Source organism: Mesorhizobium sp. WSM1497 (genome assembly GCF_001672455.2).
GTDB lineage: Bacteria > Pseudomonadota > Alphaproteobacteria > Rhizobiales > Rhizobiaceae > Mesorhizobium > Mesorhizobium ciceri.
Genome location: NZ_CP021070.1, coordinates 4,118,758 through 4,135,610, shown reverse-complemented (window position 1 = coordinate 4,135,610; position 16,853 = coordinate 4,118,758). Strand labels below are relative to the sequence as shown.

Annotated in this window: 27 protein-coding genes; 11 read left to right on the top strand and 16 right to left on the bottom strand. The window is 60.0% G+C overall.

Annotation, left to right across the window (positions count from 1 at the left end):
* Positions 1-16: 16 nt before the first annotated feature.
* Together A9K65_RS20255 and A9K65_RS20250 are read left to right on the top strand one after the other, a co-directional pair.
* The gene (locus tag A9K65_RS20255; RefSeq protein ID WP_013531559.1) at positions 17-334 is read left to right on the top strand and encodes a hypothetical protein; all 318 of its coding nucleotides are present in this window, start codon (positions 17-19) and stop codon (positions 332-334) included.
* 44 nt (positions 335-378) lie between these two features.
* The gene (locus A9K65_RS20250; protein ID WP_027161655.1) at positions 379-822 is read left to right on the top strand and encodes a PPC domain-containing DNA-binding protein; all 444 of its coding nucleotides are present in this window, start codon (positions 379-381) and stop codon (positions 820-822) included.
* A gap of 23 nt (positions 823-845) precedes the next feature.
* Here the strand turns inward: A9K65_RS20250 and A9K65_RS20245 are convergent, their stop codons facing one another.
* Complete coding sequence (locus A9K65_RS20245; protein WP_064993220.1) at positions 846-2,120, bottom strand: DUF763 domain-containing protein; 1,275 nt, start codon at positions 2,118-2,120, stop codon at positions 846-848.
* Between the two features lie 100 nt (positions 2,121-2,220).
* Positions 2,221-2,829 (bottom strand): cysteine hydrolase, encoded by a 609-nt coding sequence (locus A9K65_RS20240; RefSeq protein WP_013531556.1) that lies wholly within the window; start codon positions 2,827-2,829, stop codon positions 2,221-2,223.
* A 201-nt stretch (positions 2,830-3,030) separates the two neighbouring features.
* On the opposite strand from A9K65_RS20240, the gene A9K65_RS20235 reads away from it, so the two are divergent.
* Both A9K65_RS20235 and A9K65_RS20230 read left to right on the top strand, forming a co-directional pair.
* On the top strand, positions 3,031-3,426 hold the full coding sequence (locus A9K65_RS20235) for a GFA family protein (RefSeq protein ID WP_027161657.1): 396 nt from the start codon (positions 3,031-3,033) through the stop codon (positions 3,424-3,426).
* A gap of 24 nt (positions 3,427-3,450) precedes the next feature.
* On the top strand, positions 3,451-3,870 hold the full coding sequence (locus A9K65_RS20230; RefSeq protein ID WP_027161658.1) for an HD domain-containing protein: 420 nt from the start codon (positions 3,451-3,453) through the stop codon (positions 3,868-3,870).
* Between the two features lie 43 nt (positions 3,871-3,913).
* Here the strand turns inward: A9K65_RS20230 and A9K65_RS20225 are convergent, their stop codons facing one another.
* The 4 genes from A9K65_RS20225 to A9K65_RS20210 form a co-directional block, all read right to left on the bottom strand.
* Positions 3,914-4,324, bottom strand: coding sequence for a DUF427 domain-containing protein (locus tag A9K65_RS20225; protein ID WP_064993221.1), 411 nt, complete (start codon positions 4,322-4,324; stop codon positions 3,914-3,916).
* 123 nt (positions 4,325-4,447) lie between these two features.
* Entirely contained in the window at positions 4,448-5,344 is an 897-nt protein-coding gene (locus A9K65_RS20220) for an alpha/beta hydrolase (RefSeq protein ID WP_064993222.1), read from the bottom strand.
* Positions 5,341-5,517: a hypothetical protein gene (locus A9K65_RS20215; RefSeq protein ID WP_013531552.1), complete on the bottom strand. Its 177-nt coding sequence runs from the start codon at positions 5,515-5,517 to the stop codon at positions 5,341-5,343. The genes A9K65_RS20220 and A9K65_RS20215 overlap by 4 nt, the downstream gene beginning before the upstream one ends.
* An 89-nt stretch (positions 5,518-5,606) precedes the next feature.
* Positions 5,607-5,801, bottom strand: a complete 195-nt coding sequence (locus A9K65_RS20210; RefSeq protein WP_013531551.1) for a DUF2934 domain-containing protein — start codon at positions 5,799-5,801, stop codon at positions 5,607-5,609.
* Between the two features lie 294 nt (positions 5,802-6,095).
* Between A9K65_RS20210 and A9K65_RS20205 the strand changes: the two genes are divergently transcribed.
* The gene (locus A9K65_RS20205; RefSeq protein ID WP_013531550.1) at positions 6,096-6,353 is read left to right on the top strand and encodes a hypothetical protein; all 258 of its coding nucleotides are present in this window, start codon (positions 6,096-6,098) and stop codon (positions 6,351-6,353) included.
* Positions 6,354-6,363: 10 nt separating this feature from the next.
* On the opposite strand, the gene A9K65_RS20200 is transcribed toward A9K65_RS20205, so the two are convergent.
* Together A9K65_RS20200 and A9K65_RS20195 are read right to left on the bottom strand one after the other, a co-directional pair.
* The gene (locus tag A9K65_RS20200) at positions 6,364-6,600 is read right to left on the bottom strand and encodes a hypothetical protein (RefSeq protein ID WP_064993223.1); all 237 of its coding nucleotides are present in this window, start codon (positions 6,598-6,600) and stop codon (positions 6,364-6,366) included.
* 91 nt (positions 6,601-6,691) lie between these two features.
* Positions 6,692-7,144 (bottom strand): membrane protein, encoded by a 453-nt coding sequence (locus A9K65_RS20195; RefSeq protein ID WP_013531548.1) that lies wholly within the window; start codon positions 7,142-7,144, stop codon positions 6,692-6,694.
* Between the two features lie 193 nt (positions 7,145-7,337).
* Here A9K65_RS20195 and A9K65_RS20190 point away from each other — a divergent pair, with 193 nt between their 5' ends.
* Positions 7,338-8,228: a DUF1236 domain-containing protein gene (locus tag A9K65_RS20190; RefSeq protein ID WP_086081324.1), complete on the top strand. Its 891-nt coding sequence runs from the start codon at positions 7,338-7,340 to the stop codon at positions 8,226-8,228.
* A 129-nt stretch (positions 8,229-8,357) separates the two neighbouring features.
* Here A9K65_RS20190 and A9K65_RS20185 read toward each other — a convergent pair whose 3' ends face one another.
* Both A9K65_RS20185 and A9K65_RS20180 read right to left on the bottom strand, forming a co-directional pair.
* A complete protein-coding gene (locus A9K65_RS20185) occupies positions 8,358-8,522 on the bottom strand; it encodes a DUF3309 family protein (protein WP_013531546.1) in 165 nt (54 codons plus the stop codon).
* Between the two features lie 156 nt (positions 8,523-8,678).
* Positions 8,679-9,296: an NAD(P)H-dependent oxidoreductase gene (locus A9K65_RS20180; RefSeq protein ID WP_064994304.1), complete on the bottom strand. Its 618-nt coding sequence runs from the start codon at positions 9,294-9,296 to the stop codon at positions 8,679-8,681.
* A 308-nt stretch (positions 9,297-9,604) separates the two neighbouring features.
* Between A9K65_RS20180 and A9K65_RS20175 the strand changes: the two genes are divergently transcribed.
* Entirely contained in the window at positions 9,605-10,441 is an 837-nt protein-coding gene (locus A9K65_RS20175) for an alpha/beta hydrolase (RefSeq protein WP_064994303.1), read from the top strand.
* Positions 10,442-10,467: 26 nt separating this feature from the next.
* Here A9K65_RS20175 and A9K65_RS20170 read toward each other — a convergent pair whose 3' ends face one another.
* From A9K65_RS20170 to A9K65_RS20155, 4 genes are all read right to left on the bottom strand, one after another.
* Positions 10,468-11,808, bottom strand: a complete 1,341-nt coding sequence (locus tag A9K65_RS20170) for a sorbosone dehydrogenase family protein (protein WP_024505222.1) — start codon at positions 11,806-11,808, stop codon at positions 10,468-10,470.
* Positions 11,805-12,245, bottom strand: coding sequence for a DUF2231 domain-containing protein (locus tag A9K65_RS20165; RefSeq protein WP_050580528.1), 441 nt, complete (start codon positions 12,243-12,245; stop codon positions 11,805-11,807). The genes A9K65_RS20170 and A9K65_RS20165 overlap by 4 nt, the downstream gene beginning before the upstream one ends.
* 132 nt (positions 12,246-12,377) lie before the next feature.
* On the bottom strand, positions 12,378-12,995 hold the full coding sequence (locus A9K65_RS20160) for an alpha-ketoglutarate-dependent dioxygenase AlkB (RefSeq protein WP_032809461.1): 618 nt from the start codon (positions 12,993-12,995) through the stop codon (positions 12,378-12,380).
* Positions 12,996-13,385: 390 nt separating this feature from the next.
* Positions 13,386-14,135 (bottom strand): Crp/Fnr family transcriptional regulator, encoded by a 750-nt coding sequence (locus tag A9K65_RS20155; RefSeq protein WP_082827402.1) that lies wholly within the window; start codon positions 14,133-14,135, stop codon positions 13,386-13,388.
* Positions 14,136-14,706: 571 nt separating this feature from the next.
* Between A9K65_RS20155 and A9K65_RS20145 the strand changes: the two genes are divergently transcribed.
* The 4 genes from A9K65_RS20145 to A9K65_RS20130 all read left to right on the top strand — a co-directional run bounded on the left by A9K65_RS20145 (position 14,707) and on the right by A9K65_RS20130 (position 16,123).
* A complete protein-coding gene (locus A9K65_RS20145) occupies positions 14,707-15,006 on the top strand; it encodes a PRC-barrel domain-containing protein (protein WP_013531539.1) in 300 nt (99 codons plus the stop codon).
* A 73-nt stretch (positions 15,007-15,079) separates the two neighbouring features.
* A complete protein-coding gene (locus A9K65_RS20140; protein ID WP_013531538.1) occupies positions 15,080-15,514 on the top strand; it encodes a GFA family protein in 435 nt (144 codons plus the stop codon).
* An 80-nt stretch (positions 15,515-15,594) separates the two neighbouring features.
* Positions 15,595-15,795: a KTSC domain-containing protein gene (locus A9K65_RS20135; protein WP_013531537.1), complete on the top strand. Its 201-nt coding sequence runs from the start codon at positions 15,595-15,597 to the stop codon at positions 15,793-15,795.
* A gap of 163 nt (positions 15,796-15,958) precedes the next feature.
* Complete coding sequence (locus A9K65_RS20130; RefSeq protein WP_013531536.1) at positions 15,959-16,123, top strand: hypothetical protein; 165 nt, start codon at positions 15,959-15,961, stop codon at positions 16,121-16,123.
* Between the two features lie 57 nt (positions 16,124-16,180).
* Here the strand turns inward: A9K65_RS20130 and A9K65_RS20125 are convergent, their stop codons facing one another.
* Positions 16,181-16,393: a hypothetical protein gene (locus A9K65_RS20125; RefSeq protein ID WP_063168031.1), complete on the bottom strand. Its 213-nt coding sequence runs from the start codon at positions 16,391-16,393 to the stop codon at positions 16,181-16,183.
* A gap of 91 nt (positions 16,394-16,484) precedes the next feature.
* Entirely contained in the window at positions 16,485-16,724 is a 240-nt protein-coding gene (locus A9K65_RS20120) for a hypothetical protein (protein ID WP_013531534.1), read from the bottom strand.
* Between the last annotated feature and the right edge of the window lie 129 nt (positions 16,725-16,853).

The window sequence follows — 16,853 nt, the reverse complement described above, 5'->3', positions numbered from 1 at the left end:
ACAGGAGGAGCTGGCCATGCCACGAGGCGACAAATCGAAGTACACTGACAAGCAGGAGCGTAAAGCCGACCACATTGCCGAAGGTTATGAGAAGCGCGGGGTTTCCGACAAGGAGGCAGAGCGGCGCGCATGGGCAACCGTCAACAAGGACGATGGCGGCGGCAAGAAGGAAGGCGGTTCGGGCCGCGGCAAACACACGGGCCATCCGGCGGCGCACAAAGGCGGCAAAAGCGGCGGCAAGGCATCGGCATCACGATCTGCCGCAAGCCGATCGGAATCGGCAAAGAAAGCTGCAGCGACCCGCAAGCGCAATGCGGAACACCGTGCCCATTGATCTGACGGCGGCGCTCAATGGGGCCGAACGATGGAAGGACAGGGATGAAATCGCAGCTCGTCAATGAGATCGGCGGACAAAGGACATTTGTCCTGGTGCTCGACCCAGGCGAAGAAGCGTTCGCGGCACTGACCGCCTTCGCGGTCGACCAGAAGATCGGCAGCGCGTCCCTGACCGCCATAGGGGCTTTCGAAAAAGCCACCGTGGGCTGGTTTGATCCGGACGCGAAGACCTACCGCAAAATCCCTATCGACGAACAGTGCGAGGTTCTGAGCGCGATCGGCGATGTCGCACTGGGTGATGACGATAAGCCCAGCCTGCACGTCCATGCGGTGCTGGGATTGAGCGATGGCACCACCCGGGGTGGACATCTGCTTGACGGCATCGTTCGACCAACGCTCGAAATCACCCTGGTGGAAGCGCCCGGCCATCTGCGCCGCAGCAAGCGCCCGGATCTCGGTGTCGCGCTCATCGATCTGGACGATTGATCTCCAGCCGCTCTGGCTCGTTCTCAGGCCTTCTTGCTCCGCTCAGCAGGTGCTGTGTCCGGCGCCGCTTCCCACCCGAACACGCTGCGCCCGCCAAGCAGATGCGACTGGTCGAATTCTCCCGCGACAATTTCCTTCAGGCTGGGGCCGGTTGCGTATCGTTCGACTTGCCGCGACTGATCGTCGAGCCGCCTCAAGGCACCGATTTCCTCATCGCGACCGAGCTTTGCCTTTTGCACGGCCGACTTCAGAACCCCGATCGTCTCATCATAGACCTTCAGCGGCACTGGAAATGGATGCCTGTCCTTGCCGCCATGCGCCAGCGAGAAGCGGCCGGGATCGGAAAAGCGGCAAGGCGCGCCATGCACCACCTCGGCAACGAGGGCCAGCGCGCGCACCGTGCGCGCGCCGACGCCGGGGACCAGAAGGAGCTCGGCGAAATCGGTGGGACCGCGGTCTGCGGCGGCGGCGATATTGCCGTGAAGACGATGCATGACGACATCGCTTTCGCGAACGTCATGATGGGCCGGCATGACCAAATGCGGCAGCAGCGGCTGCTCCGATTCCTGCCGGCGCCTCGGCTCCGCGCAACGCTCCAATGCCGCAAGCTCGCCCAGGATGCGATCGGGTCCGAGCTCCTGCAAAAGGTTCAGTTGCCCTTGGCGCGACGCGTCGGCGCGCCTGTCGGTCAGGTTGACGATCTCGCCTTGATTGATGCCCTCGATGGCGGCATGCGGCTGGTCGACAAAACTCTTGAGCCCCTCGGAGAGCCAATGGTAGCGGCGCGCCACCTTGCTGTCACCGTTCATGCCTTGCTGCACCACGACCCAGCGACCGTCATCGGTGACGATGAAACCATGCAGGTAAAGATCGAAACCGTCCTGGACTGCGGCGCTGTCGACCTTGGCGACAAGACGGCTGACGGTGGCCAGGCCCGCTCCGTCAAAGCCGACGCGTTGGCCGATGGCTTCGAGTTCATGCGGGGTTTTTCGCGAATGCGCGCCGCGACCACCGCAGACATGAATGCCGAGCTCGCCGGAAAGCGGCGTGAGGCCACGCTTCAAAGCGCCCACGACGCTGGTCGTGATCCCCGACGAGTGCCAATCCATGCCCATGACAGCACCAAAGGACTGAAACCAGAACGGATGTGCCAGCCGCCGCAGCAGTTCGTCTCGACCATAGTGATGAATGATCGCTTCGCACATCACGGCGCCAAGACGCGTCATGCGGTCGCCGAGCCATTTTGGCACGCGCCCGCCATGGAGTGGAAGATCAGCACTTCCCGATCGTTGCGTCACGTCTGCTACCCGTTCTGGTGTCCGTTATTCTCTTAACAGATAGGCAGCCAAACCGCGCAAGGAAGCATGGACACTTTCCGCCGAGCCGAGTTAGCGAACGTCAAGTCCAGTTCGAGAGAACCGTTTCCATCTCAACCGTCTCGACCTGCTGCGCGAAACGTTGGTGGTAAACGGTCAGCAGTGCGTCGTGGGTTGCATCGGAAGAACTGCATAGCGCGTCCGTGACGAGAACCACGCGATAGCCGAAATCGATGGCTCCGAGCACCGTGGCCAGAACGCAAACATCCGTTTCGCCACCGGTGATGACGAGCGTATCGATGCCGCGCTCCACCAGGAAGGCTCTGAGGCGCCCTTCGAACCAGGGCGAGTAGATGTGCTTGTCGATGATCGCCGCTGGCGGGCAGTAGCCAGCTAAAGACGGCAACAGTTCGGTCATTTCAGGCCCGATCGTCTCGATCGTCTGTGAAGCCCAGCGCTCATAATAGCGCTTCCATGTGCCGACGCCCTGCCCCGGCTTCTTGGCTGGCAGGAAGCGTGTAAAGACCGTCTGCGGCGCGCGTCTTTCGACCAGCGTCTCGATCTGCGGGAGAACCCGGGTGATCCAGGGTGTTGCCCATTGAGACGGCTCGGCAAACAGCCGCTGCATGTCCACGCAGACATGCATGCATCGATCGCCCAAGGGACCGTATGCCAGCCCCGGCATCGACATCAGTGCGTCTCCGACCGGCCAAGCATTCCCTGACTCCTCATTTTGCCAGCAAAGACACGCAACGCCGCGCGCAAGCACTGGTTCCTGAGATAGCCAACAGGAACCGACGCAAATGACCGGCGTTTTCGCTGTGATGAATGGAGGTGCTCGCATGAGACCGCGCGAGAGGCGTTGGAGCCGCAAGTCAACCGGGGCGCCAAAATGGAACTGAGCGGAGGATGTCTCTGCGGCACGATCCGCTTCCGCGTTGGAAGCGAACCGAGAGTGCATTACTGCCATTGTGATATGTGCCGGCGAGCGACCGGCAGTGCGTTCGCGGTTCTGGCCTGGGTGCCTTCCCAAAGCGTGACCTGGACCGATGCGACGCCGACCTATCGCAGGTCTTCGCCGATTGCCTGCAGGGGGTTTTGCTCCGCCTGCGGATCGCCGCTCAGCCTCGCCTATGACGCATCGCCGGGAGAGATCGCGCTTCATGTCGGAACGTTCGACGATCCGGCTCGCCTGGAGCCGCGCTACAATTATGGATCGAGGCAGCGACTTGGCTGGGTTTGCTGCGGAATGGACCTGCCGCACCACGACACCGAGGAGCGATGGTGAAACCATGTCTGAAGGGGAAGCCTGATGAGCATGTTTTACCGGGCGGCCAAGATTGCCGAAGAGGTCCACCAGGCACAGCGCGACAAGACCGGGCGACCTTATATCGAGCACTGTCGCCGTGTCGTTGACGCGGTCGAAACCAAGGATCAGAAGGTCGTCGCCTATCTCCATGACGTCCTGGAAAAGGGCGAAGGCTGGGACCGGACCAGATTGGAAGAGGCCGGTTTTGGCCCGACGATCGCGTCGGCCGTCGACGCCATGTCGCGCAGGGACGGCGAGGATTACTTCGCGTTCGTGCGACGAGCGGCATCGAATCCATTGGCGCTGCCGGTGAAGCGCGCGGATCTGGCGGACAATATCTGGCAGGCACGACAGGCCGGGGCATCAACCGTCAGATACGAGGAGGCACTACGCATCCTTGATGAAGAGTTTCCACGCGGTTAGCACCTGCCTTGAATTTCAGCTCGCGCCGATGAGAACGGGCCATCTACTCCATGACGTGGGGCGTATGCCTTCTGTCCTCCGCGGGCTCGACATCGATGCGCGCCTTTTCCGGATCGAATGCACCATGACGTGCAATGGCCCGCGCCGCGGTTTCAGGCGTCTCGTATGCCCACATGAAATCGTCAGCCGAGCTGCCCACGGCATGGACGCGCCAGTAGCTCGCGGTACCTTTCAAAGGGGAGCGGCTGGTGGTGTTCGTTTTTTCGAAAAGGTCAAAATAGATGTCTTCGAAAGGAATATAGAACACGGGCTCATGTCCTTCTTCCTGAAGCACTTTCGCCCGTTCCGTGGCAGCGACTATGGCGTCGGAAAATCGTACCGTCACCGTGCCCGCAAACGGTTCTATGGCCAACTGGCCAGCATGGTGTCTTGAGATTGCGCCTGAAGCTTGCATCCAAATTCTCCCTGGCTGCCGATTGATTGCGAGACCGCATTTCGGTTCGTCATGCATGGAGACGAAATGCGCGGCGATGCGTCAGGTTCCGGTCTTTACTATGGGGTCGATGGCGCCCCTCCTTCAGCGCTTGCCATGGCTATCGAGAAACGCAGCCAACATTCGCGAAACCTGATCAGAAGCCTCACGCGTCGGGAAGTGTCCGATGCCATCCAGCACCACCCGCCTGTAGAACGCGGTGAAATGCTCTTCGAGCCCCTCTGAAGACTGGGCAAACACAACGCGGTCGTCACCACCGTGAAGCGTCAGGATCGGCACGGTGATGATCTTGACCGTTGCTTGCCGGCGGGCGAGTTCGGCGTAACGCGGATCGGGCTCGGCCTCTTCCCACCGGACCCGATAGGAATGCAACGTCACATCCGCCCAGTCAGGATTTTCGAACGAGCTCGCAACGCCATCGAAAATGGCGTCGTCGAACCAGCCTAATGGACCCCAGCTGTCCCACTGATACCTGGCGAATTCCTTGCCGTTCTTTCGTACGAACTCGGCGCCCCGTGCGGTCGCCATGAACCATTGATACCAAAATGCTTTCGCCTGTTCGGGCGTCGGCGTTGCTGGTTTGCCTGGTTGCCAGCCGAGGGACAGCGCAGCGCAGCACTTGATGCGGTCCGGAAAAACCGACGCGAGCAGATAGGATATCCGAGCGCCCCAATCATGTCCGACAACTGCAAAGCGGCTGATGCCAAGCGCATCTGCAAAATCCAGCACATCCTGCGCCATCGCGGCAATCTCGCCCGAGCGCATGGTTTCTTTCGACAGGAACGATGTCGGCCCAAAGCCTCGCAACCAAGGGGAAAACGTCCGGAAGCCAGCTTCATGAAGGACCGGCGAAATACGAGCGTATGTCGTCGCGTCGTCGGGCCAGCCATGCAGCAGGACAACCGGGGCGCCGTCCTGCGGTCCACCATCGAGATAGGCGACGCGCAGCAGAGGTGTGTCGCAATGTGAGACGGAGTTCATTTGCTCTGAGGCACCGTAGCTGGCTGGTCGCCGCCAGTCGTGGGGCCTGGTCTGGCGGCCTGATCAACCTGTGGGTTCTTGTTGCTGGTGGCTTTCATCGGCTCGGTGTTGTTGTCGCAGGCGCCGAGCGCAAGGGCAGCGGCCAAGACCAGGAATGAAAAGAACCTCTTCATCGAAACCTCCTCTGGTTGATGCCCGGCAAACGAGGTTCCGCCAATTTGGTTGCCCGACCGGGGTCCTCAAGACGCCATGGGATTGCCGATCAACGCTTCGAGCTATTGGAATCGGCCGCAACTGTCGGGTCAGGCAGAACCGGGCCACGTTCAGTCTCCGAACCCTCAGCTTCGATCTCCTGCACGGCCCGATCCCAGTGCTCCTGCTCGCGGCCTACCGGCCGGCCCTCTTGTTCCCAGATTTCATAGGCCCGTCGTTTGATCTTTTCTTCCCTGCTGTCCATGGCTAGATCCTCCAATTTGTCAGTCTCAATTCCGGGCCATATTTTTTGTTCCTCCTCTGTCGGCAACAGCCGCTGCCGGATTTCGGGAAGGCCCTTGTGGATTGCATGGGATGACCGGCTTGGTAAATTTCGTACCGATATTTTTTCGTGACACACCTATGCTCGCAGTTTTATGAATCAGGCTATCGGCCAGCGCCGAGCACGTCCCTCTCCCATCCCACTGCCCGGCGCTCAAAGCCGGATCGCCCGTCGCATCGACATGGCGGGCTGTTGCTTCGATTGGAGGTGACGCTCATGCGGGAATTGCCGAAAGACATCGACGCCGATGTGGTCATCGAAATCAGCAAGCTGCTGGACGACAGCCCGCTTTTCGTCCCGGTGCGGGTTCATGAACTTGCGGCCAGGGTGAGGCAGAGGGTGAAGACCGGCCTGCCAGACCTTTCGATTGAAGAACTGATCGTGGAGATGGCCTCCGTACGTCAGCTGGCCATGGCCTTTGATCTGCCTGGATCGGAGAATGTCGTGCAAATCCCGGTGCGGTATCGCCGCTAGTACTGCGACATCAAACGCTCCATCCGGAGGTCAGAACAAGCGACGCCTCAAACATCTGCGCGCCGATCTCATCGCGTACCTTGACGGTTATCTTGACGAAATCGCGGTCGGGCATTTCGTCTTGGGCGACATCCTGCAAAATACGAATTGCTTCCGCTCTGGCTTGTTCCCGGGATTCGAACAGCTGCCCGTCATCGTCGGGTACCGCGCCGTCACCGTTTTGAAGATCAAAATAGTACCGTTTCATTTTTCCTGCCGCGCTGGAACATCTGGCGTTTCAATGATTCCGCTTCATGGTGGTTCCTGCCCGCTGGCCGTGCTGGTGACGACGTGGTCGTTCAACGCACCGCAGGGCGAAGCGCCGATATGAAAAGCACCAGCAACGCCAAGGCGTTGAGGCCTGCGGCGATGGCATGCGAATACTCCCATTGGCGCCGCAGCAGCTCCCAGTTTTCAGGGAGGACAGTCCAGTTCCGGGTCGCCTGATTGATTGGATAGGTCAGCGTCCAGAAGGCAAACTGCGTGGCGCCGATGCTTAGAAAGGCGACAACAACCAAGCCGAAAGATGCGCTCGCTCGATAGAGCAGGATCGCCAGGGCGGCCGTGGAGAGCAATGCTCCCAGCACCACGATGCCGAACAGGCTCCATCCATCATAGGCGCGCTGCGCAGCCAGATAGTTTGGCCCGTCGAGCTTCATCTTGTTGAACATAGCGAAGAAATGCGCGGCGGCCGGAGCGAAAGCCAGGGCAACGAAAATGAAGCTGACCACTCTCAGACTATAGATTGCCATGTCGGTCTCCTCTCCGGAGACAGCTAGGGCAATCGCCAAGGTTGAAAAGGTCGCTTTAACGGCGGCTTCCGCCCGCGATCGTATGATCTCAAGCGGGGTCGTTTTTTAGCACTCACGCATCTATCTCGGAACATTTTTTTTGGGTGCTGGTTCTACCCAGTGAAGGGACGAACCTTACCCAGGGAGATTTCCCATGAAACGTGTTCTCATTACCAGCATGCTGGCCATCGGGCTCGGCTGTGGAACGGCGGTGGCTCAGACACAACAGACCGAAAGCCAATCTGGCGCAGACGCCAACTGCGCTTCCGGGCAGGCTGACTGCCAGAACGGCTCCAAGATGGGCGAGCAGGCCCAGGGCAAAGCCAAGCTGAAGACCGACGAGCAGGCTCAGGGCAAGGCCGGCACCACCACCGACCAGCAGGCCCAGGGCAAGGCCAAGCTGAAGACCGATGAGCAGGCTCAGGGCAAGGCCAGCACCACCGACCAGCAGGCCCAGGGCAAAGCCAAGCTGAAGACCGACGAGCAGGCTCAGGGCAAGGCCGGCACCACCACCGACCAGCAGGCCCAGGGCAAGACCAAGATGCAGACCGACGAGCAGGCTCAGGGCAAGACCGGCACCACCACCGACCAGCAGGCCCAGGGCAAGACCAAGATGCAGACCGACGAGCAGGCTCAGGGCAAGGCCGGCACCACCACCGACCAGCAGGCCCAGGGCAAGACCAAGATGCAGACCGACGAGCAGGCTCAGGGCAAGGCCGGCACCACCACCGACCAGCAGGCCCAGGGCAAGGCCTCGACACAGGATACGACGTCGACCGGTTCCATCAACAACGTGACGGTGGAGCAGAAAACCCAAGTCACTCAGATTATCCGGGAGACGAAGGTCGAGCCTGTGTCCAATGTCAATTTTGACATCAGCGTCGGCGTCGAAGTTCCGCGGCACAAGGTCAGGCTGCATCGGCTGCCGGCTCGTATCGTCAAGATCGTTCCCGCTTACGAAAGCTACGAGTATTTCGTGCTTGCGGACGGTCGGATCGTCATCGTTGATCCGGATACGTTCAAGATCGTGCTGATTTTGACCTGATATGTCCGACGAGTGGTCCGCCCTCCAGAGGGCGGACCGTCATTGCCGGACTGCTATGGATTCAAAGCAACTCCGGAGAGAACCGCAAGCGGCAGGTGATACAATCCTGCCACCGCATGGCGGACTCGGCTAGAGACGGCCGAGCACAACCAGGATTATGACTATAAGCAGCAGAAGACCGAGGCCGCCGCCCCCGTAATAGCCGGTGCCGTAGAATGGCCCGCCGCCAAGTCCACTAAAGCCGCCAAGCAATGCGATAATCAGAATGATGATAAGAATTGTGCCGAGACCCATGACTTGCTCTCCTGTTTGCGGCTTCGCGCCGTGTAGACGGAGCGGCGGTCGCCGGCTGATGAGAATATGAACTCGCTACAAGCCTTCCTGTTCCCGATTGAGACCTCATCGACGCTGCAAGGTCTGGCCGCTCAAAGTTGTTTAGGCGAACAAAGGTCATCCCGAGACGCCCGAATAGCCCTGGTCTTTCAGCAATCCAGCGAGATGGGCGGCGTTTGAGGCTGCCATTTCGATCGCACCCGAGACTTTTTCCGGAGTTGCCGGCAGGTCGACATAGTTGACGTCCTCCATCGCCTCGCCAACCCAGTAGACCCCGCCATTGGCCGGGATGGTGAAGCCGACATCGTTCAATGCCTGAAAGCATTCCGCGTGGCAGTGATGCGCACCGTCCTCATTGCCGACGATGGCCACCAGGGCCACCTTTCCTGCTGCCGGCATTCGCCCTCTGTCATCCGTCTCCTCGAGAAAGGCATCCATCCGCTCCAGGACGCGCTTGGCCACACTCGAGGGCTGGCCAAGCCAGATCGGAAGCCCGAGCACGAAGATGTCGGCCGCCAGTATCTTCTTTCTGAGTTTCGGCCAATCGTCGCCCTCGCCCATGTCGGAGAGCACGCCGGGCTTGATATCGTGGCTGAGCGCACGCACGATCTCGCCCTTCACATCGTATTGCATCAACGCCGCCAGGACATCGGCGAGCAACCGATCGGTGGAGGATTTTTCCCTGTCGTTCGAAGGTTTGAGCGAGCAATTGAGTGCGAAGGCCGTAAGCGGCATGTGAATCTCCCTGCATTGTCCTAATTGCAAACAGCCGCGACGACTTCGCGACTGCCCATTCGCCCGTTGCGGGATCGCCCGGCATTCTAACGCCAGGGTTAAATGCTTGTTCCGCAGGCGGACCAACAGGGCCGGTGGATGGCCCCCTCCTCCCACTTGGTGACGGTCGAGCCGGCTCAGAAAGCGGGCTGGGTCCTTGAGCACAGACGTTGGAGAACGGACAGCGGCGAGCGACGCAGACTGAACTGGTGGGGCAACCTATTCGTTCGCTCTTCGTTTTCTTCTGAGTTCCCGAAAATGGATAGACGATGCTCGTCCAGGCCCTCGAAGCAGGCGATATGCAGCTGGCGGTATCCACGGCCGGCGATCCGCGCCGACCGGCCTTGATCCTTCTGCACGGCTGGCCCCATTCCCGGAAAATCTATGATGGCGTGATCGATGAACTCGGCACGCGGTACTTTACGCTGGCTTTCGATCTTCCGGAGATCGGTGAATCGCGTGGCACTCCGCCGTCGGCGGAAAAGAAGGTTCTTGCCGGTATTGTGATTTCAGCCGCCGAGGCGCTTGGGGCCAAATCCATCGTCGTTGCAGGCTTTGATGTGGGCGGCATGATTGCCTTCGCTGCTGCTCGCCATCATGGCGGTCGCATCGTCGGCGCGGTGCCGATGAATACGGTTATCCCCGGCCTTCATCCATGGACGAAGGTAGTCGCAAACCCGGGCATCTGGCACTTTGCGTTTCATGCGGTGCCTGAGTTACCGGAGTTGCTGGTGACGGGCCATCAACGCGCCTACTTCGATTTTTTCTTCGATCTGCTCGCCGGCCGTCCCGAAGCATTGACCAATGAAATGCGGGAGACGTTGACGCAGGCCTATGCGAGGCCGGAGGCACTTAAGGCCGGCTTTGATTGGTATCGCGCGTTCAAGCAGGATGCCGAGGCCAATGCCCCGGCGCGCATCGAAGTTCCGATCCTTTATATCCGCGGCGACGCGGATTTTGGATCGATCGACGATTACCTCGAAGGTCTGAGGATGTCTGGCGCAAAGAACCTGCAAGGTCACATGATCGCCAACTGCGGCGAATTCCTGCCGATCGAGGCACCGGCAGAATTCGTCAAGGCGCTAGTGGAATTCGCACCGAGATAGTGAAGCGATCCGCGTTATGCAGGTGCCTACTGGCTCGTGGAAGTTACGCGCCAGACCGTGTTCCCGACATCGTCGGCGATCAGCAGCGCGCCGGATTTGTCGACGGCAACGCCGACGGGCCGCCCGTGCGCCTTGTTGTCCTTGCCGAGGAAACCGGTGACGACGTCCTGCGGCTTGCCATCTGGATGACCGTCTTTGAACGGCACGAAAACGACCTTGTAGCCGTTGAAGCTCTTGCGGTTCCAGCTACCATGCTCGCCAACAAAGGCGCCGTTGCGATAGAGCTCCGGCAGGTTGGTTCCAGTGTAGAACGTCAAGCCCAGAGGTGCGACGTGGGAACTCAAGGCATAGTCGGGAGGGATCGCCTTGGCGACGAGGTCCGGCCGCTGCGGCATCACGCGCGGGTCGACATGCTGACCATAGTAGCTGTACGGCCAACCATAGAACGCGCCGTCCTTGACCGAGGTCATGTAGTCGGGAACCAGGTTAGGACCGAGCTCGTCGCGCTCGTTGATCACAGCCCACAGCGCGCCGCTCTGCGGCTCCCAACTCAGCCCGTTGGGATTGCGCAGGCCGCTCGCGAAAATACGATAGCGGCCAGTGGCCCTGTCGACTTCCCAGATGGCGGCCCGGTCCTTTTCCGCCTGGATGCCGTTCTCGGTGATGTTGCTGTTGGATCCGATGCCGACATACAGCCGAGACCCGTCGGGGCTGGCCACGAGAGACTTTGTCCAGTGGTGATCGATAGGTCCGCCGGGCAATGGCGTCAGCACGGCGCCCGGCGCGGTGATCTTGGTGTCGCCCGACGTGTAGGGATAACGCACGATGGCGTCGGTGTTGGCGACGTAGAGATCGTTGCCGACCAGGGCCACGCCAAAGGGCGAATTGAGATGATCGAGGAAGACCTCCTGGACATCGGGCAGACCATCGCCGTTCGTATCCCGCAGCAGGGTGATACGGTTGCTTCCTTCGGTGCCGCCGCCCGAGGTCGCCATCGACTCGATCCAGCCCATGATCAGGTCTTTCGGCCGCTTGATCGCGGCACCGGGCGGCGCCACGGATTCGACCACCAGGACGTCACCATTCGGCAATGTGTAAAGCGAGCGCGGATGCCTCAAGCCCTTGGCAAAGGCCTGGATTTGCAAACCCTTGGCGACGGTCGGCTCCTCGTCTTGTTTCCAACCGACGACCGACGCGACATGCATGGGCGGCACCAGATACTGAATAGGTTCAGGCAGCGTCGGGTTTGCTCCGACCTGATCGGTGGGATCCGGTTCGTTATCGCTGCATGCGGGCAGCGCCAAAATCGATCCGAACAGCAGACCGAGGCTCGCGATACGCCGGATATGTCTGGCGGAGACATTCATTCGACCACCTCCACTTGAGTGTGGCCGGAACTCCATCCCAGCAGTCCCAGCAAGAGGATAACGATCACGGCGACGGCGGACAGGATGAGCCCCGTCGGCACGACCGAGGTCCAGGCATCACGGCTGTGCACCAGTGCGTTGAAGAGCGATATGACGAGCACGACGAGGCTGCCAAGGAGATATGGCCATGCAGGCCCGGCTTGACGGGCAAGTCGGCCGGTAGACAAATCGACAAGTGCTGCAAGGACCGCGAGCACGCCTACAACCAGGCCGGCAAGGAGCAGCCAGGCGGAAAAATCTGCCCACATCATTTCAGCGCTTCGCCAATAGGCAACGTCGGTCAGCAATGTGCCGACGAAACATGCGTTTGCGACCGCCATCGGCGTTTTATGGAACGGACGCCTGGCTGCCACCAACACGGATCGGGCACGGGCCATGGACATTCTCCACCTTTGAAGCTGTACCTGTCCTCCAAACCAACTTGTGGTTGGGAGGTTCCCGGAACCGTTTTGCGTTCAAGAACTCGTGATGGCGCTGGCAATGGCACAGAACGGCTCGGCGCGCGATGCTCATGCGGAGTTGGCGCGCAATGTCCTCAAGGTGATCGAGTAGCGGTGCAGGTCAACCGCCGGAATGCTGTGCTCCCATTCCATGCGCGATGGTCCGGTCATGAGATACGCCGACCTTGGTTCGACGACGATGGTCCGGCGGTCCCATTTGGTGCCATTCTTCCGCCGGAGCCGGAAGCTGCAAGGCGCCAGCAACGAAACACCCGCAACGTCTTCGAAATGAGGCTTGTCTCGATGCCAGCCGATGCCGGCGCCGGGTCGGTATTCGTTGATCAACACTTGCGCGAAGGCGTTGGCGGGCCGGCCTGCCAACGCTGCGATCTTGTCGCGCAGGGACAGCAGGAAGTCAGGGATCGGCGGCGCCTCGACGACCTGGCGTCTGTCGTAGTCGTAACGCAGGCCAAAACCGACGACGCGCCGGTTTGCCAGATGGCCATGGAAATCGAACGCCTCGAACGGCAGGCCTTCCAGATGCCGGGCGAGTTCCGTTTCTTCTTGCGCCGTGATCAACTCGGGCTGATAGAAGAAACCTTCCGGCAGGTCGTCGGCAGCACCAAAGAGATCGTGCTGAAGCCCGGATGAGCCGGAGTCGAGTGTTTTCGATTTGGGTGTCGCCATCCCAGCTAAGATGGTGAAGGCCAGCCCGCCTGGCAATATCGGAACCTGGCCAGCCAATCTGCACCCACCCTGCGGACGTCACCCCAACGACGGACAGGGCCTGCCAATCCGGACTTTATCGAGGGACTGTATTCAACTCAGGATTTCGCGAGCATGCCTTGAACGCGACCGAGGGAGTTGCGTGCATGTACGTACGGTTCTTACCAAACCGTGAGCCTTCGTTGCCAGTTGCTTGTCGGCAACTAGATTGGCAACGCGGCATCCCCAAAACATGCCGCAGTGGCCGGCGCGGGTTTAGGCAACGGTGTCTCACCGGCATCATCGCGCCGGCCACTCGAAATGTCCTGTTGTCGGCTCAGTGGCGGAGAAGCCTCCGTTGGCCCGGCGCGCTCAAACGAGAGGCCGCTCCTGCCTCGCGGGATGCTTCGAGCCCAAATCTCCGACCAGCCGGCGGTACTGGGTTTCGGGTGGACCGTAAGAATCTCGCGCCAACGTCATGAGACCGTCTCGATCGCGGATCGTAATCTCTCCGCGGCGCGCTCGGATATAACCGTAACTTTCGATCATCTGGAGGCCGACGGTAACCCCCGGACGCCTCACACCAAGCATGATGGACAGAAATTCATGGGTTATCATAAGCCTGTCGCCGACAGTGCGGTCGCTGCACATCAAAAGCCATCTCGCCAGTCGAACTTCCAGGCTCTGCCGCGCGTTGATCGATGCCGTATAGCTTGTCTGAACATGGAAATATTGGACATAGCGCAACAGGAACGACCGCAATGTAGGGCTGTCCTCCAGGGCTTCGACGAAGGGGACAGCCTCTATCCGGAGAGCCTCGCATGTCGACTGGACGTAACAATCAAAGTTGGCCTGGTCGTCCCCCATGACCAGGGCCGAACCGGTCATTCCTTCGAACCCGATGATTCCGACTTCGGCTTCGGTCGCAGGCGAAGTCCTCGCCACTACCGAGGCCAGCCCGCTTTCCAGAAAATAGACGGCTTCGATCTTCTGCCCCGCGGTCTCCAGCGGCGCGCGCAACTCAAGAAAAACACTCGCCAGATGCGGACGTAGCCGCGCGAAATCGTCCGCGCTCATCCGGCGAAGCAATTCGCTCTTGGCTTGCAGTGTCTGGTAATCCACGAGACTCTTTTCCCTTGGGCAAGAGCACTGGGATCTCTTAGCCGGCCGCGCCCGTCGAACGAGCGGACGGTAACGAACCATAGACTTCGTCTCGCGCAGCACTAGACGGGCGGGCGCGTTGGTATGAAACCGACAGTTACTGCTGAAGACTCGAAGGCCTTGTTGGCTGACTATCTTTCGCCAGCAAACGAGCCTCCCGCAGGATAGAGGCGCGATCGAACCCGAGGAGCGATATGATTTCGCGTATCTGTTGTTCAGTGGCGCCTGTATCCCGCGCCAGCGCGGTCATCGCGCCCACTGGCAGACCGGGGTGCTCGGGCTCCTTCGCCGTGCAACACCATGCCTCGTGATGGGCAAGAGCGATGGTCACTCCCAAGCGTCAGCGCCCCAACTGTGCTGCTGACGATTTCCTTTTGTACGCTTCCGTACGGAGCTTTGCGAGTCAATTCGGACGGAGGCTGAGTTGAGGCTTCTAGCGTCCTTGCGTCGTCCGTCCGTCGCCCCCGGAATTGTTCGGAACGATTGCTCGGCTGAGAGGTTCAAATATTCCACCCAACAGGAGTCTCGAAAGATGGATCACACCAACCACGTACGCCTCACAAGCACCGAACTGACACCAGACATTCTCGAAGACGCCACGATTTACGACGCAGACGACAACAAAGTCGGCAGCGTTTCGCATGTGCACGGCTCAGGAGCCGCCAGTCAGGTCGTCATCGATGTCGGCGGCTTTCTCGGCATTGGCGCCAAGCCGGTGGCCGTTCCCGCAAGCCAGTTGGAATTCATGCGCGATGAAGACGGCGACGTTCACGCGGTGACGAACTGGACCAAGGATCAGCTCAAGAGCATGCCCGAGCATCACGATGCATGATTTCAAGGACTTCACCTTGAACGGGAGCGGCCACTCGGCCGCTCTCTCTTAGGCGCAACAGGGTGGACAGACGATGCGGCGCGAAACCGGAGCCTGCTTCTGCGGAGGGATCGCCGCAGCCCTGGACGGAGAGCCTTTCTGGATATGCTACGATCACGACGACGATTGCCGCCGGGCCATCGGAAGTCCGCTGACGATCTGGGTTGGTTACCGGCCGAAGCAATTTCAGCTCCTTAGAGGGACGCCGAAGGCCTTTTCCCAAACGCCAGGCGTCACCCGCACGTTCTGCCCAGACTGTGGAAGCTCGATAGGCTATAGCGACGAAGGCCTGCCGGACGAGTTCTATGTGACGATCGGCTTCTTTGACAACCCTGAAGGGTTTCGGCCGCAAGCCCATGCCTATTGGGACCTGAGGCTGCCGTGGATCGAGTTTGATGACAGCCTGCCACGCATCGACCGATATTCAAGGAAGCGCGACCCGAAGTTCGGCAACCCGCGCGACCGGTAGTCGCGGTGCGTGACGCCAGGATATCGGCGGAACCTGACGATCGCTAACGGGTTATTCGGGCAGACCTGTCGGGTGCGACCATGCCATCGACCGTGATCCGAAATGCGCAATACGATCCCGCCACCAGGATCCTGTCGGTCTGGTTTGTGCCGAGCGGCAGACGCTACGAATATGAGGATGTTGCACCGGCAACTTATGCCGCTTTCACCAAAGCTTCCTCAAAAGGCCGCTTCTTCAATGAGTTCATCCGCGACCGCCATCGGTACCGCCGCGTGGCGTGACAAGTTTGGACATGAGCAGGCGATGCACGGAACCTGACCGGCATCGTCTCGTTGACGTCTCGTCATCGAAGCAAGCCAGGCAACGACAGTGTTCATCTGGACATGCTCAGGTGTTCGCACCGGCAAGATCGATCGGAAAAGGCTTCAAGGGAGTTCAAGAGCCATGACGGCCAAGAAGCAGAAGACCGAAAGCAAGGACAAGAAGGCATTGCGCTTGGCAGAGACCACCGACGTCTCACCCAAGCAGGCCAAGGAGCTCATGCAAAAGCATGGCAAGGACAACCCCAAGGTCGAGAAGGAAGCCAGAAACTTCAAGGCGGAAGGATAGGATCCGCATGAGGCGACCTGTATGGCCCCTGCAGGTGATCGGCCAGGCAATTCGGGATTAAGGGGGTGCCCCGGCCTTTTCGGCCGCGAGCGCAAAAGGAAAGCGCAGCACCAGGTTGCGGTTCTCGTCAAAAATCTCGAAGGTCAATCCGGTACGCAGCGGCCTGCCATGCAGCAGCTCTTCGGCAAGGATTTCCTTCGCCGACGCCATCGCGTTTTCCTCAGCGCTCGCGAGATCAGAAAATTCCTGGCCCTCGGGATCCTCCTGCAAGCTTCCGCTCTCATCTCGAAGGTCGAAAAAGTACCTGGACATGCCGACTGAACTCCTGCTCATCGCGACGGTAGCATCGGAAGCGCCAGCCTCAGACTTCAGTGCCTGATGTCCCCGGATTGTCGAAGAGCACAGCGAGGCCATGCTCGATGGCGCAGGCCGCTATCAGATCATCGAAGGCCTTTCCGGAAAGCGGGCAACTTGGCATCACCTCTCGAATTGCGGTCCCGGCCTTGGCGGTAGAGATCACATCGTGGCGTTTCTTGCGTGTCTCGACATATTGCTCGACCAGGATTTTCAGGCGCCTCACCGCAACGTCGTCCGTAAACATGGATTCCTCAGCCAATGCCTGAAGTAAGGCTGTCGGCCTGATCATCGGCCGACGATCTCGGGGTTAGCCGGGATTGCTCGCACAATATTTCTATGGGCAGTTGGTTCCCCCGACCGCTTGCTTGGTAAT